At 67.5% G+C, this 15,379-nt stretch carries 17 protein-coding genes and 1 tRNA gene; 6 read left to right on the top strand and 12 right to left on the bottom strand.

Going from position 1 to position 15,379, the window contains the following annotated elements; all coding sequences use genetic code 11:
- Window positions 1–50 precede the first annotated feature (50 nt).
- From PSR88_RS11525 to PSR88_RS11490, 8 genes are all read right to left on the bottom strand, one after another.
- A complete protein-coding gene (locus PSR88_RS11525; protein WP_011595064.1) occupies window positions 51–479 on the bottom strand; it encodes a hypothetical protein in 429 nt (142 codons plus the stop codon).
- Window positions 480–670: 191 nt separating this feature from the next.
- On the bottom strand, window positions 671–1,273 hold the full coding sequence (locus PSR88_RS11520) for a hypothetical protein (protein ID WP_009474949.1): 603 nt from the start codon (window positions 1,271–1,273) through the stop codon (window positions 671–673).
- Between the two features lie 182 nt (window positions 1,274–1,455).
- Window positions 1,456–2,526: a methyltransferase domain-containing protein gene (locus PSR88_RS11515; RefSeq protein ID WP_009474948.1), complete on the bottom strand. Its 1,071-nt coding sequence runs from the start codon at window positions 2,524–2,526 to the stop codon at window positions 1,456–1,458.
- A 51-nt stretch (window positions 2,527–2,577) separates the two neighbouring features.
- A complete protein-coding gene (locus PSR88_RS11510; RefSeq protein ID WP_029539254.1) occupies window positions 2,578–3,372 on the bottom strand; it encodes an energy-coupling factor ABC transporter ATP-binding protein in 795 nt (264 codons plus the stop codon).
- A complete protein-coding gene (cbiQ, locus tag PSR88_RS11505; RefSeq protein ID WP_016882669.1) occupies window positions 3,369–4,133 on the bottom strand; it encodes a cobalt ECF transporter T component CbiQ in 765 nt (254 codons plus the stop codon). Before cbiQ ends, PSR88_RS11510 begins: the two co-directional genes overlap by 4 nt.
- Before the next feature lie 2 nt (window positions 4,134–4,135).
- The gene (locus tag PSR88_RS11500) at window positions 4,136–4,498 is read right to left on the bottom strand and encodes a PDGLE domain-containing protein (protein WP_016882670.1); all 363 of its coding nucleotides are present in this window, start codon (window positions 4,496–4,498) and stop codon (window positions 4,136–4,138) included.
- Complete coding sequence (locus tag PSR88_RS11495; protein WP_037197029.1) at window positions 4,495–5,190, bottom strand: energy-coupling factor ABC transporter permease; 696 nt, start codon at window positions 5,188–5,190, stop codon at window positions 4,495–4,497. The genes PSR88_RS11500 and PSR88_RS11495 overlap by 4 nt, the downstream gene beginning before the upstream one ends.
- A 129-nt stretch (window positions 5,191–5,319) precedes the next feature.
- Window positions 5,320–6,246, bottom strand: a complete 927-nt coding sequence (locus PSR88_RS11490) for a DNA-3-methyladenine glycosylase family protein (protein ID WP_011595060.1) — start codon at window positions 6,244–6,246, stop codon at window positions 5,320–5,322.
- Window positions 6,247–6,318: 72 nt separating this feature from the next.
- Here PSR88_RS11490 and PSR88_RS11485 point away from each other — a divergent pair, with 72 nt between their 5' ends.
- Window positions 6,319–6,852 carry a ribonuclease H gene (locus PSR88_RS11485; protein WP_016882671.1) on the top strand — a complete coding sequence of 178 codons (534 nt, stop codon included), beginning with the start codon at window positions 6,319–6,321 and terminating at the stop codon, window positions 6,850–6,852.
- Between the two features lie 61 nt (window positions 6,853–6,913).
- Window positions 6,914–7,789 carry an amidohydrolase family protein gene (locus PSR88_RS11480; protein ID WP_016882672.1) on the top strand — a complete coding sequence of 292 codons (876 nt, stop codon included), beginning with the start codon at window positions 6,914–6,916 and terminating at the stop codon, window positions 7,787–7,789.
- Between the two features lie 767 nt (window positions 7,790–8,556).
- Here PSR88_RS11480 and PSR88_RS11475 read toward each other — a convergent pair.
- Window positions 8,557–8,629, bottom strand: a tRNA-Arg gene (locus tag PSR88_RS11475).
- A gap of 71 nt (window positions 8,630–8,700) precedes the next feature.
- On the opposite strand from PSR88_RS11475, the gene PSR88_RS11470 reads away from it, so the two are divergent.
- On the top strand, window positions 8,701–9,471 hold the full coding sequence (locus PSR88_RS11470) for a dienelactone hydrolase family protein (protein ID WP_011595057.1): 771 nt from the start codon (window positions 8,701–8,703) through the stop codon (window positions 9,469–9,471).
- Here the strand turns inward: PSR88_RS11470 and PSR88_RS11465 are convergent, their stop codons facing one another.
- A complete protein-coding gene (locus tag PSR88_RS11465) occupies window positions 9,472–9,729 on the bottom strand; it encodes a hypothetical protein (RefSeq protein WP_016882675.1) in 258 nt (85 codons plus the stop codon).
- Between the two features lie 176 nt (window positions 9,730–9,905).
- Here PSR88_RS11465 and cycA point away from each other — a divergent pair, with 176 nt between their 5' ends.
- Together cycA and PSR88_RS11455 are read left to right on the top strand one after the other, a co-directional pair.
- The gene (cycA, locus tag PSR88_RS11460; RefSeq protein WP_016882676.1) at window positions 9,906–11,384 is read left to right on the top strand and encodes a D-serine/D-alanine/glycine transporter; all 1,479 of its coding nucleotides are present in this window, start codon (window positions 9,906–9,908) and stop codon (window positions 11,382–11,384) included.
- A gap of 113 nt (window positions 11,385–11,497) precedes the next feature.
- Complete coding sequence (locus tag PSR88_RS11455) at window positions 11,498–12,286, top strand: M23 family metallopeptidase (RefSeq protein WP_011595054.1); 789 nt, start codon at window positions 11,498–11,500, stop codon at window positions 12,284–12,286.
- A 4-nt stretch (window positions 12,287–12,290) separates the two neighbouring features.
- Here the strand turns inward: PSR88_RS11455 and PSR88_RS11450 are convergent, their stop codons facing one another.
- Window positions 12,291–12,551 (bottom strand): hypothetical protein, encoded by a 261-nt coding sequence (locus tag PSR88_RS11450; RefSeq protein WP_005251602.1) that lies wholly within the window; start codon window positions 12,549–12,551, stop codon window positions 12,291–12,293.
- Between the two features lie 118 nt (window positions 12,552–12,669).
- On the opposite strand from PSR88_RS11450, the gene PSR88_RS11445 reads away from it, so the two are divergent.
- A complete protein-coding gene (locus PSR88_RS11445) occupies window positions 12,670–14,178 on the top strand; it encodes a glutamate-cysteine ligase family protein (RefSeq protein WP_016882677.1) in 1,509 nt (502 codons plus the stop codon).
- An 18-nt stretch (window positions 14,179–14,196) separates the two neighbouring features.
- On the opposite strand, the gene PSR88_RS11440 is transcribed toward PSR88_RS11445, so the two are convergent.
- The gene (locus tag PSR88_RS11440) at window positions 14,197–15,378 is read right to left on the bottom strand and encodes a globin domain-containing protein (protein ID WP_011595052.1); all 1,182 of its coding nucleotides are present in this window, start codon (window positions 15,376–15,378) and stop codon (window positions 14,197–14,199) included.
- Between the last annotated feature and the right edge of the window lies 1 nt (window position 15,379).

The following is a 15,379-nucleotide window of genomic DNA, read 5'->3' as shown; positions in this document are numbered from 1 at the left end:
GCGCCGCAGCCCCGGCCCGAGTGAGGCCGGGGCTGCAGCTCGCTCTTCGCTCAGGGTGTGGCGAAGAACTGCTCTACGGCCGGCTGTGCGTTGGGATTACCCACACCGATGCCGATGACGGCGCCGGCGATGGTGCCGACCACTGCGCCGACGATGCAGCCGGCAATGAAGTTCGGGAAGATCGACACGCACCCGATGGCCATGCCCACGTTGGAACCGATCGCCATGCCCTGCAGGCCCGCGTTGTTCCAGCCGGTATTGATCTCGTTGGTCATCTTGTCGAAGGCGTCCTGCTTCACTTCGTTCTCCGGGAAGAACTGTTCGGCCACCTGGCTGCTGCTGCCGTCGGCTGCCGGGGTCATCAGCGGCTGCGACCAGTCGATTCCCTGAGGTGCGGGATCGGCATACGCAGTGCCCGCCCCGACGGCCATCGCGGAGACGACGAATATGGACAATGCCAGAGTTTTCAAGAGTTTCATGGAAATTCCCACCATGTCGTAGGACGAACACGGCCCCCACCTGAGTGCACCGAACATCGTTGTGCGTGGACCATATTCGCTGGAAAACCGGAACGGCTACATGCATATGTGGGTGCGCGGTGATGCTCCCCGTGTGCGAACTAACCCATAGCCCTCCCGAAATCGTCTTCGGAGTCGGACGGAAAGCCCCGCTACGGGGTTCCGAGGAATTCGTAAACCGCTGGTGGCGCAGCGGGGTTCGCGTTGCTGATACCCGTGACGGCGCCGATCGCTGCGCCCACCGCGGCACCGGGGAGGCACCCGCCGAGGATGAGGAAGATGCACCCGACGACGAATCCGATACCTGCGCCGATCGCGGTCGCGGTCCCGCCGCCGTTGTCCCAGCCGATCTGCAGCTGCTCGACCATGTTGTTGTACGCCGAATCCTTGTCGACCGGGGTGAGGGCCAGTGTTCCCGCGACAGGGGTCGTCGTGGGTGTCAGGTTCAGGAACCGGCCGGCGTCGGTGATGAGCGGATCGATCGCGAACTGCACACCGGCGATCGAATAGCGCAGGGGGATCGTGCCCACCGGGGTACCCGAATCGTTGACGATGTCGACGGCGGCGGCCGTCCGCGACAGGGTGAAGTGCCCGGCGTCGAGTGCCGTGCCGACCGATCGGCCGTCGGCGCTCAGGCTGGTGTGCGAGATGACGGCCTGGTCGGCGGGAGTGGGGGCGGCATACGCGGTACCCATTCCGACACACAGGGTGGCGATCAGCAGCGCTGCCGGTGCTGTCACTCTATGCAGTTTCATGGTGTTTCCCATGCGTAGTAGCGGATGACAAACGACAAATCTGGTTCGACCTGGCGCTTCACAGTTGCCCCGACCGGCGAAAGCGTCCGTAACCTGCCTACTGCAGACATCTTCCCCCTTCGGATGCCCCAGTTTTCGGCCTTTCCGCAAAATACGTGCGTATCGGGGTGCCGGTGCAGGGATTACACCGTGAGCCGGTAGAACCGGAAGAACGCGAAATCCTCGATCGGGAGGACGTCCATGGTGCCGAAACCGGCCGCCTCGGCGTAGCCGCGCAATGTGCTCGGGCGCATGACCGTTCCGGTGCCCGCGCTGGGTGTGTGGTTCATGCCGTCCGGAAGGCACACGGTGAGGCTGAATCCGTACATCAGCCGCTCGACGTCGCTGCCCGGCGCGGAGAACTCGTCGTCCACCGCCTCGTCCATCACGATCATCGCGCCACCGGGAACCAGTGCCTTGCGGACCGCGGACAGCACGTCGACGGGCGCGGGCATGTCGTGGATGCACTCGAACGCGAACGCCGCGGTGTAGCTGCTCTCGGGGATCCCGGCCGCATCCGATTCGGTGATCGTGATCCGATCGGCGACATCCGGCCGCTCGCGCACATTGGACCTCGCGAGTTCGACGGTCGCGGTGTCGATGTCGTAGCCGTGGAGCCGGGCGTCCGGGTAGGCACGCGCGAGTGCGATCGTGGACCAGGCGCCACCGCATCCGACGTCGGCGATGGTGGCACCGGGCGTCCGGAGCAGTGCGTCCACCTCGGGAACCGATGCCAGCGCGCCGGGAAGAACCTGCTCGTACCACGGCCGATTCATGTCGGCTTGCGACTCACGGGCATCCGCGCCGTACTGTGCCCAACCCACACCGCCGCCCGTGCGGTACGCCTCCAGCAACGCGGGCATCTGCGTGGTCGCGGCGACGAAGATCCGCGCCAGCGGTGCAAGATAGTTGAGACTCTGCTCGTCGGTGAGCACTTCGGCGGCGCCGGCCGGAAGCGTGAACGTCGGTGGCTCCGAATCGTCGAGGGTGAGAAGTCCCGACACGGCCTGCTGTTCGAGCCATTCCCGCGCGTACCGCGGATGGGTGGAGGTGCGTTCCGCCAGTTGGTCCGCGGTCGCCGGACCGTCCGACGCGAGACTGCGGTACCAGCCGAGACGGTCGCCCAGATGGACGGCGAGGAGGTCGATCGCCCCGAGCGATGCGTCGAAAATGCGCTGGGACACGGCCCCGGCGTCGGCTTCGGGTATGGACATCGCTGACCTCCGGTGGGGAGTGCGGGCGAAGCTTCGTCTCCCCATCGTGGGCTACCCGATCGGCGGTGTCACGGATCGTTCGCCGGGCGAATGAGGGTCGGTCGCGGGAAGCCGGAAACCCCAGGGCAACTCGAGACGATGCTCGGCGAGCAGCGCGGGGTCGCCCAGCAGTTGCAGGACCGGACCGTCCGCCACCAGGTGTCCCTCGTCGAGGATCACCGCGCGCGTGCACAACTGGGCGGCATACGGCAGGTCGTGCGTGACGAGCAGGTGCGTGGTGTCGATACCCAGGAGGACGTCGGCAAGTTCGCGTCGGGCGACGGGGTCGAGATTGCTCGACGGCTCGTCCAGTACGAGGACGTCCGGGGCGCACGCGAGGACCGTCGCCAGCGCGACGCGGCGACGCTGACCCACCGACAGGTGCGCGGGATTGCGATCCGAATGGGCCGTCATGTCCACGGCCGCCAGCGCGTCGTGCACCCGCTCGTCGAGCGCGGTCCCGGTGACCCCGAAATTGACCGGACCGAACGCGACGTCCTGCGCGACGGTCGGCATGAACAACTGGTCGTCGGGGTCCTGGAAGACGATGCCGACGCGGCGCCGGACCTCCCGCACCGTGTCCCGGGACGCCCCCCGCGACAGCTCCAGCCCGCCCACGGTGACACTGCCCTCGGTGGCCGTCAGAATGCCGTTGAGGTGCAACATCAGTGTGGTCTTCCCCGCCCCGTTCGGACCGAGGACGGCCACCCGCTCGCCGGCCTCCACCGTGAGGTCGATCCGGTGCAGCGCGGCCCTGCCGTCCGGGTACGCGAACGAGACGCCCTCGAGATGCACGGCCGCGGTCATCGGAGCACCCACGCCGTGACACAGATCCCCACCGCGCACACGGCGGGCACCAGCCCCGCCCGCCACATCGCAGCGGTCGCCGGGGGCGCGCCGATCGTGGGAACGGAACCCGTGAATCCCCGCGACAGCATGGCGAGGTGGACGCGCTCGCCGCGCTCGTAGGACCGCACGAACAAGCCCCCGACGCCCCGGGCGGTGGCACCGATCTGCCGGAACGTCCGGGGGTCGTCGCCGCGGGCGAGCCGGGCGGTGCGCATCCGCTCGGCCTCGGCGGTCAGTAGGTCGAGGTAGCGCAGCATCAGCACCAGGATCGTGGTGAGCATCGCGGGCACGCGCAGCCGCGCCAGACCCAACGGCAGGTCCCGGGCCGGCGTCGTCGCGGCGAGTGTCAGGGAGATCAGGACGCCGAGCGTGCCCTTCGCGAGAATGCCCCAGGCGGCGTAGAGGCCCGCGACCGACAGCGACAGCCCGAGGACGGTGACGCGCCCACCGCCCTCGGCGAACGGCAGGAGCAGCGCGAGCGTCACGAACGGCAACTCGATCAGCATCCGCGGCCCGATCCACGTGAGCGCAATGCCGGCGATCCGCCAGATCACGATCAGGATCGCGAGATGCCCGGCGAACGCCCAGAACGCCTCGCGGGGTGTCGCGACCACCGCGAAGACGAAGACGACGGCGCAGACGATCCCGACCTCGGCCGGCAGCCGGTGCACGGGGGACGTGCCGTCGAGGTAGAGCGGATGGGCGTGGCCGGCTCCCACGGTCAGGGGCTCGTTCGGTTCCGGCGCACGCGGGCGAGCAGCCAGAACAGGCCACCCGCGACGACGAACGTGGCGGTCGCGCCGATCACGCCCGCGACCCCGGTGAGATGCGACCGGCCGCCCACCGTGTAGTCGGCGAGCGGCGAGTCCGACAACGGATGGGCGGATGCGTTCTGGGCGATGCAGTCACCCACGAGTGTATCCCCGGTATCGGTTTCCACGGTCTCGCACCCGCGCGTGGTCGCGGCATCCAGACCGTCCGGACTCGAGCTGGCGAGGTACGAGACCGCGCCGGCGACGAGCAACGCCACCAGCGCGAACCCGAGGAGGAATCGGCGCAGCGAGACCGGCGACGACGTGCTCATGCCCGCACCTCGACTCGGCGGGGCGCCGTCCGCAGCAGGTACACGAGGTCGGGGCGCGCCTTCGCGACCGCCGTCACCGTGACGGCGGTGATGAGGCCTTCGCCGATGCCGATCAGCACGTGCGCCCCGAGGATGTAGGCCGCCACCGCGCCCAGCGACGTCGAATCTCCGGACGTCGCATGACCGCCGATCGCGTATTCGAGGACGAAGCCCATCGACGCCGCCACCGTTCCGCACAGTGCCGCGGCGAACGCGAGCCCACCGAGGATCCGGAAGTGCAGTCGCTGCTGTCGCATCACGAGCGGGCGCAGGGCGACCGCGACGCCGTAGCCGACGACCACCCCGATGATCGCCATGTTGGTGATGTTCGCTCCGAGCGCCGTCAGCCCACCGTCGGCGAACAGCAGGGCCTGCACGATCAGCACGATCGAGACGCAGAGCATGCCGGTGTAGGGGCCGACGAGGATGGCGGCGAGCGCGCCGCCGAGGAGGTGCCCGCTCACACCGGGAAGGATCGGGAAGTTGACCATCTGGACCGCGAAGATGAAGGCCGCCACGAGACCGGCCATCGGGGCGGTGCGTTCGTCGAGTTCCGAGCGCGCACGCCACGCGGCGATCGAGAGTCCCGCCACCGCCACCACGACGAACAGCAGGGAGGTCGGCGCATTGATCAGGCCGTCGCTCATGTGCATTGCCACGGGTTCCACGGCGTCTCCTCCGGCCGGCAGCTGATCCTTCGAAGTCTAGTTTCTCGTATGAACACTTGAACAGGTGTTCATGGGTACCGGTAGACGCGCTCGGGGGTCTCCGCGGAGCCCGGGTCAGTGCCAGGTGTGGTCGACGAGTGCCGTGCGGGGCCCGAACTTGGGTTTGACGGCCTGTCCGCTCACCACCAGCAGGCGTACCGCGCGATGGCGGTGCGGCTGCAGCGGAGCCAGGTACTCCACCATCTCGGCGTCGTCGAGGGGCTTGCCGAGCAGCGACCACCCCACCATCGCGGCGAGATGATAGTCGCCGACCGACAGGGCGTCGGGGTCGCCGAGCGCACGCTGCGACACCTCGGCGGCCGTCCAGATCCCGACGCCGGGGACGGACATCAGCCGGCGATTCGCTTCCTCGCGGGGGAGGTCGACGATCTTCTCGAGCCGGTCGGCGACCTGCGCGCAGCGGACGATCGTCCGGGACCGGTTGGGGTCGACGTTGGCCCGGTGGAACTCCCACGACGGAACCCGCCGCCACACATCCGCGGTCGGGGGCAGTCGCATCCCGTCCGGGGCGGGACCGGGCGCGGGTTCGCCGAACTTCCACACGAGCCGCCGCCACGACGCGAACGCGGCGAGGCCGTGCACACGCTGCTCGAGGATCGCGGGAACGAGGGCCTCCATCACCCGGTCGGTGCGGCCGAGACGCAGGTGCGGGAATCGGCGGTGGGCCTCGACGAGGATCGGATGGTCGGGGGCGAAGTCCGCGCAGTCGTCGTGGTCGCCGACGAGGCGGCCCAGTCCGGCGGACAACTCGTGGGCGCCCGCACCCCACGCCTGACAGCGCACCGAGTGGCGGTCGACCTGGGTGAGGCGATACGTGACCGGGCCCGACTTCTGCACCGACGTCCGCCAGATCGAGCCGTCGGCCGTCCGGCGGTGGCAGGGGTCGCCCTTGCCGCGTTGCAGTGGCTGCAACGACATGGCGACGTCCAGGGGACGTCGCGCGGTCACGGTGGTCTCGACCACCTCCAGCGAAACCGTCATCGAATGCAGCGTATCCACTCCGAAGGCGACCGCTACCGGCGGATGTCGGAGCGCGCACGTAAAGTCCCAGCCATGATCATCGTGAGTACCGACGGATCCTGTCTCCGCAACCCCGGTGGGGCGATCGGCTGGGCATGGGTCAATCACGAGGGTCCCAGCCAATCGGGTGGCGAACCCTCCGGGACCAATCAGATCGCCGAGCTGCGGGCCTTGCTCGAAGCGATCACCGCGCATCCCGGGGAAGATCCGTTGCTGATCGAGTCCGATTCCCAGTACGCCATCAAGTGCGCGTCGGAGTGGCTGCCCGGTTGGAAGCGCAAGGGCTGGAAGACGGCGGGTGGTGCTCCCGTCAAGAACCTCACACTGGTGCAGTCCATCGACCGGGCCATCAGCGAACGGCCCGGGCCCGTGCGTTTCCGCTGGGTTCGCGGGCACGTCGGCAACCACTACAACGAGATGGCCGACGTCCTCGCCGGCGAGGCGGCCCGCGCCGTCGCGTCCGGTGCGCTCGCGCCGGCGCCGGTCTCTGTCCCTGCCCCCGCGCCTGCACCGGCAGCCGTCGCGCCGTCCACCCCCGAAGCCGAGGACGCGTTCACGCTGTTCTGAGGCGGCCCCTGTTCTGATCTGCCGGGGTTCTGCGTCCGGCACTGTGTCGAGGAGAAGACTGTTGTCCGAGGATCTGCGGGTGCAGGAGTTCTGGCGTGCGCTGGGGCTGCCCGGCATCATCGACGTCCACACCCACTTCATGCCCGCGAACGTGATGGAGAAGGTGTGGAGCTACTTCGACGCAGTCGGTCCCCTCACCGGACGTGAGTGGCCCATCCACTACCGGCACGAAGAGGATGTCCGCGTCGAACACCTCCGTGGGTTCGGGGTCAGGCGGTTCACGTCGATGATCTACCCGCACAAGCCGGAGATGGCCGCGTGGCTGAACCAGTGGTCGGTCGAGTTCGCCGAACAGACCCCCGACTGTCTGCGGACGTCGACGTTCTACCCGGAGGAGTCCGCGGCCACGTATGTCGCCGAGGCGGTCGAGTCGGGGACGCGCGTCTTCAAGTCACACATCCAGGTGGGCGACTACTCGCCGAACGATCCGCTCCTCGACCCCGTGTGGGGTGTACTGGAGGAGTCGGGTGTCCCGGTGGTCATTCATTGCGGGTCGGGGCCGGCGCCCGGCACCTACACGGGCCCCGGCCCGATCGCCGAGTTGCTGTCGCGGTACCCGAGGCTGCACCTGATCATCGCCCACATGGGTCTGCCGGAGTACCGGGAATTCCTGGACTTGGCCGACCGGTACGGCAACGTGTATCTCGACACGACGATGACGTTCACGGACTACACCGAAGCGGCCACACCGTTTCCGCGCGACCAGGTGTACCGGTTGGCGGATCTGCAGGAACGCATCGTGTTCGGCAGCGACTTCCCCAACATCCCGTATCCCTACCTCGACGCACTCGAGGGGCTCACCCGATTCGACCTCGGCGAGCCGTGGCTGCGAGCGGTGTGCCACGACAACGCGGCGCGGCTCTTCGCGATCGACTGACGACCGGGAGTGCCGCGTCGATCCGTTTCCGTGTCACCGTCATTACCGAGGTGGCGCGGCCTCGATCGCAGTGGCATAGACCTCGTCGACTTCGCTGTCGCTGCCGACGCTGAGATACGTACCGTGCCCGACGGTCTCGCCGGGAGCGCCGGCCGGTCGTAATCGCCGTCGTCGCTGAAGACCATGATGGCCGCGTCGCCTCGTCGCAATTCGGAATGCATGATCCAGCCGTTGTCGTCCGGGAATTCGAGGGTGGTCTCGAAACCGAACGCGCGCTCGAGCCAGCGCAGAGCGGCCGGGGCGTCACGGTAGGCGAAATAGGAGTGCAGGGCGGCCGGGCGGTTCTCTGTCGTGGTCATGCGGCGACGATACGAACTATCGCGGTCAGCCACGGTCCGCAATAACCGGCTTCCCGGAATGTCGGTCGGCGCGGATCCCGCTGACCGAGCTACCGTGCGCTAGAAAGGATTCCACCAATTGATGAAGGCGATGTACAGATTGGTCGGGAAGAAGAACTCCCAATCCAATCCCATGTACGGCAGGTCAGGCAGCATGCCGATCATGATCCCGTCCCGTTGTTCGTCAGCGCGGCCAACGGGTGCAGCAGGTTGGCGATCGGCGGTGGGAAAATGCCGATGTCCACCCAGTTCATGAGACTCTCCTCGGGTCGTCCCGACCTACCCGGCGTATCGGCCGCGGCGTGATCTGCGTTACCGCAGCGGCGGCGCGACAACAGTGTGCAGTGCGGACTGCCGCAGGCAGGAGAGTGCCCTCGGCAGGATTCGAACCTGCGACCTACCCTTTAGGAGAGGGTTGCTCTATCCCCTGAGCTACGAAGGCGCGGTGCACGCGCGGGGCGCACACCGAGGTGAGTGTAGCGGGAATGGTGGTGCGCTCGCGATGGGGAGGGCATGGTTGTCGCAGATGTTCTGGAAGTGACGACGGAACGGGAGACGCACATGTCCGAGATCGACTTGACCGACCTCGCTGCGCGGCACGACGGTTCGCTGAACTTGCACGGTTATCTGGCGAGGCCGTCCGGTGAGGGTCCGTGGCCGGGGGTGGTGATGGTGCACGAGGCGTTCGGCTTGGACGAGGTGATGCGCCGGCAGGCGGACAGGCTGGCGGCTGCGGGGTTTCTGACTTTGGCACCGGATCTGTTCAGTGCGGGCGGTGCGCGACGCTGTCTGGTGTCGACGATGCGGGCGATGCTCTCGGGGAAGGGCCGGGCGTATGGCGACATCGAGGCTGCCCGTCAGTGGTTGTCCGGCTCGTCGGACTGCACGGGGAAGATCGGTGTCATCGGATTCTGCATGGGCGGCGGGTTCGCCCTGATGACCCTGCGCACGGGGTTCGATGCGGCGGCACCGAACTACGGGGTCCTGCCGCGCGACCTCGACGCGGCCGTGGCGGGTGCGTGCCCGGTGGTCGCCAGTTACGGCGGCAAGGACTTCGCTCTGCGGAATGCGGCGGCCAAGTTGGAGTCGGCGCTGACGAAGGCCGGCGTGGCTCACGATGTGAAGGAGTACCCCACTGCCGGCCACGCGTTCTTGAACGACGAGGTGGCCGGACCGAAGGTGCTGCGCCCCCTGGTGAAGGTCGCGGGGATGGTGCCCGACCCGGAAGCCGCCGCCGACGCGTGGAAGAGGATCGACGGCTTCTTCGGGGAGCACCTGGGTTGATCAGTGGATGTACTGGCGGGCGCTCGACGAGGCGTGCCGGTAGTCGAGTCCGCATGCCCGGACAACCTGCCCGAGACTGAGGTAGCCCTCGACGCTCGTGGCCTTCGCGAATTTGCCGTCGGCCCGCACCGTGACCGTGACGCTGGACGCGGCCGAATCGACCCGGGCGAGTTCGTACTCGTCGACGCCGTCGGCGGCCTGAGCCACGCAGGTGACTGCGCCCTGGGCGTACGCGATCTCGATCAGGTCCTCGATCATGTGCAGGCTCCTCGCCTCGAAGTAACGAACTGAGGTTAGCCTTAGCTACTCGGCTTCTGTCAAGTCCCTCGACGCGGAATGCCGTCCTCGATCGTGGTTCGCGAGCGGTCCCGGCGTAACGTGACCCACGCTTTCGGACGGTGACAGCAAGGACTGAGAAGGGTTGCAGGTGTTCCATGGCTGACCGCACTTCCTCGACGGGCTCGATCGGATCGGAACCGGGTGATAGCTCAGGGACGGGACCGGCCGGTGAGCCGCATCTCTCCAGGCAGCTCGCCAACCGGCACATCCAGCTGATCGCGATCGGCGGAGCAATCGGCACGGGTCTCTTCATGGGATCCGGGAAGACGATCTCGCTGGCCGGACCGTCGGTGATCTTCGTCTACATGATCATCGGCTTCATGCTGTTCTTCGTGATGCGGGCGATGGGTGAGCTCCTGCTCTCCAACCTGCATTACAAGTCGTTCTCCGACTTCACCGCCGACCTGCTCGGCCCCTGGGCCGGGTTCTTCACCGGGTGGACGTACTGGTTCTGCTGGATCGTCACCGGCATCGCCGACATCATCGCGATCTCCGGTTACGTGCAGTACTGGTGGCCCGACCTCCAGCTGTGGATCCCGGCGCTGGTCGCCATCGCGGCGCTGCTGCTGCTGAACCTGCCGACCGTGCGGGCGTTCGGTGAGACCGAGTTCTGGTTCGCGCTGATCAAGATCATCGCCATCGTCAGCCTCATCGTCGTCGGACTCGTGATGGTGTTCACGCACTTCACGTCGCCCAACGGGTCCGAGGCCGGCTTCGACAACCTGTGGAACGACGGCGGCATGTTCCCGACCGGGGCGATGGGCTTCGTGGCTGGATTCCAGATCGCGGTCTTCGCGTTCGTCGGTATCGAGCTCGTCGGCACCACCGCGGCCGAGGCGAAGGACCCGGAGAAGAACCTGCCGAAGGCCATCAACTCCATCCCGATCCGCATCCTGCTGTTCTATGTGGTCTCGCTGATCGTGATCATCTCGGTCACGCCGTGGCGTGAGGTCGTGCCCGGCGAGAGCCCGTTCACCGCGATGTTCACTCTCGCCGGTCTGGGGATCGCGGCCGGAGTCATCCAGTTCGTGGTGCTGACGTCCGCGGCGTCCTCGGCGAACTCGGGAATCTATTCGACGTCCCGGATGGTCTACGGCCTCGCACAGGAGGGTGACGCGCCGGGCCGGCTCGGCAGGCTCTCCTCCCGCAAGGTCCCGGCCAATGCGCTGATGTTTTCGTGCGCCTTCCTGCTGTCGGCGATCGCGTTGCTGTTCTCCGGCGACTCGGTCATCGAGGCGTTCACGACTGTGACGACGATCTCATCGGTGCTGTTCATGTTCGTGTGGACGATGATCCTGGCCAGCTACATCGTGTACCGGAAGCGGCGGCCCGAACTGCACGAGGCGTCGAAGTTCAAGATGCCCGGCGGTGTGGTGATGTGCTGGGTTGTCCTGGCGTTCTTCGTGTTCCTCATCTGGGCGTTGACCCAGGAGGCCGACACTCTCGAGGCTCTCCTCGTCACCCCGGTATGGTTCGTCGTGCTCGGGATCGCGTGGGCGGTGATCCGCAGGCGCGCCCCGCACCGCGCCCGCTACGCCGCATTCAAGGCCGAACTCGAGGACCGCCGAACATAAACGTTCGGTAACGGTGGCGCGGACCTATATCGTTTTGTTACATTCGTCGCCAGACAGAGGAGCCCACCCCGGACGGGGAGAGCTGCAATCCGACGACTGACGAGGTATTTACTGTGGGTTCCCACCACCGGGCGAACGGGTCTTCCATTCGCTTCGAGATCGATCCGGACTCGGCGCGCGGACGCCATCGCAACCAGCAGACCGGAGCGGGTGTGGGCATCAAGGCCGCGACTGTTGCGGCCGCCACCGGAGCCATCGTGGTCGGCGCAGCCCAGCTGGGCGCCGGAAACGCTGCTGCCGCCCCCGTCGACTCCCACGAGACGAGCGGCGCGCAGACCCTGCCGGGTCTGCCGTTCGAGATCCCGGCCGGTGTCCTTCCCGCCGGCTTCGAACTGCCCGCAGACCTCGGTGCTGCCGCCCAGAACCTCGGCGGCCCGGACCTCGGCGCTCAGGCGCAACAGTGGCTGTCCAACGTCAACCCGGTCAAGCCGCACGCGGTTCAGCCGGTGTCGGGCAAGCTGACCTCCAACTTCGGTTCCCGCTGGGGAGCACACCACGGCGGCATCGACATCGCGGCGCCCATCGGCACCTCGGTGCTCGCGGCGGCCGACGGTCAGGTCATCGACGCCGGCGCGGCATCCGGTTTCGGACTGTGGGTGCGTCTGCTGCACGACGACGGCACCGTCACCGTCTACGGACACGTCAACGACTACACCGTGAGTGTGGGGCAGCGCGTCACCGCCGGGCAGGAAATCGCCCACGTCGGCAACCGCGGCCAGTCCACCGGACCGCACCTGCACTTCGAGGTACACGACGCGAACGGAAACAAGGTCGATCCGGGGCGCTGGCTGCAGGACCGCGGCGTGGCCGTCACCTGGGGCGACGCAGGCGCCAACGCGTAAGGGCCTATTCCGGCTCGAGGTCGTCGTCGTTGCGGAACACGAGTGGTCCGCTGTCGAGGGCGATCGCCCAGCGTCGTGAGACGGCCCAGTCCCGGCCGTACGAATCGTTGCTGATGTCCTGGACGCCGGCGAAGTCGTCGACGATGACGCCGGCCTCCAGGGGCCACTTCTTCTCGGCCAGTTCGTGATCGGCCGAATGCCGCGTTTTCACGCGGGTGCCCACGGAGAACTCCGGCTTCTTCTTGGAGTCGGTGTCAGGCGTCATCTCAAGTCCTTCCGCTCACCAGCGTCTGGTTCGAGGTTAGTCCGCCATCCCGCATTCGCGCGGGATGAACGGATATGCTCCCCCGTGAGCGCAGTTCGACGCGCAGTTGGGGAGTGGTATGGGTCGCGAAGTGACGTCTCGGACATTCACCCGAGCAGACCGGCGCCTGTTCCGGCAGAAGGTGCTCATGTGCGTCGACGCGCTCGAGAGGATGCTGCGGGAGGGAGCGTTCGCCGACGACGTCGACCCGCCGCGACCCATGCTGGGCATGGAGATCGAGTTCAATCTCGTTCACGCCGACATGACACCCGCGATGTCCAATCTCGCGGTCCTCGAGTCGATCGACGACGACGCCGTGTTCCAGACCGAACTCGGTCAGTTCAACGTCGAGATGAACGTTCGGCCGGGTCCTCTGATCGGTGAGGGGACGTTCGAACTCGAACGCACCCTGCGGGCGTCGCTGCACGTCGCCGACGCGCGAATCCACGGGCACGACGCCCAGCTGGTGATGGTGGGCATGCTGCCGACGCTGCAACTCGAGCACCTCGGCCGGGAGTGGATCACCGCGAATCCCCGCTACGAGCAGCTCAACGATCAGATCTTCGCCGCGCGCGGGGAGGACATCGAACTCGACCTCGAGGGTGTGCCGCTCGAGGGCCGGCTCGCCGAACAGCTGAAGGTGGACGCCAATTCGGTGCTCCCGGAAGCCGCGTGCACGTCGCTGCAGCTGCACCTGCGCGTCGCGCCCGACGAATTCGCCGCACACTGGAACGCCGCGCAGTGCCTGGCCGGTGCCCAGGTGGCCCTCGCCGCGAATGCGCCGTTCATGGCCGGCAAGGCGCTGTGGCACGAATCCCGAATCCCGATCTTCGAGCAGGCCACCGACACCCGTCCGCTGGAGCTGAAGAACCAGGGTGTGCGGCCCCGCGTGTGGTTCGGGGAGCGATGGATCACGTCGGTCTTCGACCTGTTCGAGGAGAACTCCCGATACTTCCCGGCGCTGTTGCCGGAGGTCTCCGACATCGACCCGGCGGCCGAGCTCGACGCGGGCCGGGTGCCGGACCTCAGCGAACTGCAGATGCACAACGGCACCATCTACCGGTGGAACCGCCCGGTGTACGACAGCGACGACGGCAAGCCGCACCTGCGGATCGAGAACCGGGTGCTGCCCGCGGGCCCGACCGTGCTCGACACGATGGCGAACGCCGCGTTCTACTACGGCGCGCTGCGCGGACTCGTCGAATCGGATCGGCCCGTCTGGTCGCAGATGTCGTTCAATGCGGCCGAGGAGAACCTGCACGCGGGCGCGAAGTACGGCATGGACGCCGAGTTGTACTGGCCCGGCGTCGGGTTCGCGGGCGCCGACGAGCTCGTCCTGCGGCGGCTGCTGCCGATCGCCGACGAGGGGCTCGCCGCGTTCGGGCTGTCCGCGAAGGCCCGCGACCGCTACCTCAGCGTCATCGAGGGCCGGTGCGTCACTCGGCAGACGGGGGCGTCGTGGCAGCGTGCGCAGGTGGTCCGGCACGAGAACGCCGGTCTGAGCCGCCCGGAAGCCCTGGCCGCCATGTTGCGTCAGTACGTGGAGAACATGCGTGAGGGCAGCCCCGTCCACACCTGGCCGGTGTGAACGGCGCCGCCGTGGCTCTCACACGGTGGCCGACCAGCTGTCGGGGCCGAACACCTCGTAGTGGATGTTCTCGGCGGGCACGTCCTTCGCGAGGAGCTCCTCCCGCATTCCGAGCATGAACGGCAACGGACCGCACAGGTAGGCACGCGTGCCGGGCGCGATCGCGACCTCGCCGAGGTCCGCGCGTCCCTCCCGCAGGCTGCCCTCGGGACGCCGGGCGCCCAGGTCTTCGTACCAGCGGTGCATCACCGCGAACGGCAGACGTTCCACCAGTTCGGTCAGCTCCGCGCGGTGCGCGTGACTGCTCGCGGACCGGTCGGCGTGGAGCACCGAGATCGGTCGGCTGTCCTCGGTGTCGGCGAGGTGGCTGAGCATCCCGATCATCGGCGTGCACCCGATTCCCGCGGACACGAGCAGCAGCGGCGCGTCGTCGTCCTGCAGGACGAGATCGCCGAACGGCGTCGACACCGTCACGATGTCGTCTTCGAAGACGTTCTGGTACAAGAAGTTCGACACTTCGCCCGCTCGTTTCACCGAGATCCTCCAGTCGCCGCGTGACGGGGCCGACGACAGGCTGTACTGGCGGATTTGACGCGCGCCGTCCGGCAGGTGCACCGCCACGGACAGGTACTGCCCCGGAGCGAACGACGGAAGCGGCGAGCCGTCGAGGGACGTGAGCACGAACGACACCGTGTCGGCGGACTCGTGGCGGCGCTCGCGGACCCGCACGTCCCGCCACACGTCACCGACCGCCACTCCCGCCGAGGCGTAGAGGCCGGCCTCCATCGCGATCAGGGTCTCCGCCATCAGCCAGTACACCTCGTCCCAGGCCGCAGCGACCTCGGGAGTGACGGCGTCCCCGAGGACCTCGACGATGGCCGCGAACAGGTGCGTGTGCACGATCGCGTACTGCGTGGGCTCGATCCCCAGTGAGGCGTGCTTGTTCGCGATTCTCGACAGGATGAGGTCGACTCGCGCCTGATCGGGCTCGAGCTGGAGTGCCGCGAACGCGGCGATCGCTCCGGCCAGCGCTTTCTGCTGCTCGCCCTGTTTCTGATTTCCGCGGTTGAACAGGTCACGTTCGAGTTCGGGGTGCGCGTCGAACATCTTGCGGTAGAACAGCGTCGTGATGTCCGAGATCGCGGCGCCGACCACGGGCAGGGTGGCGCGGATGACGTCCGTCGAGGTGGGCGAGAGCATG

The organism is Rhodococcus sp. DK176 (genome assembly GCF_038447315.2).
In the GTDB taxonomy this organism is placed as follows: Bacteria; Actinomycetota; Actinomycetes; order Mycobacteriales; family Mycobacteriaceae; genus Rhodococcus_F; species Rhodococcus_F jostii_A.
This window is presented reverse-complemented; position numbering and strand designations above follow the sequence as displayed.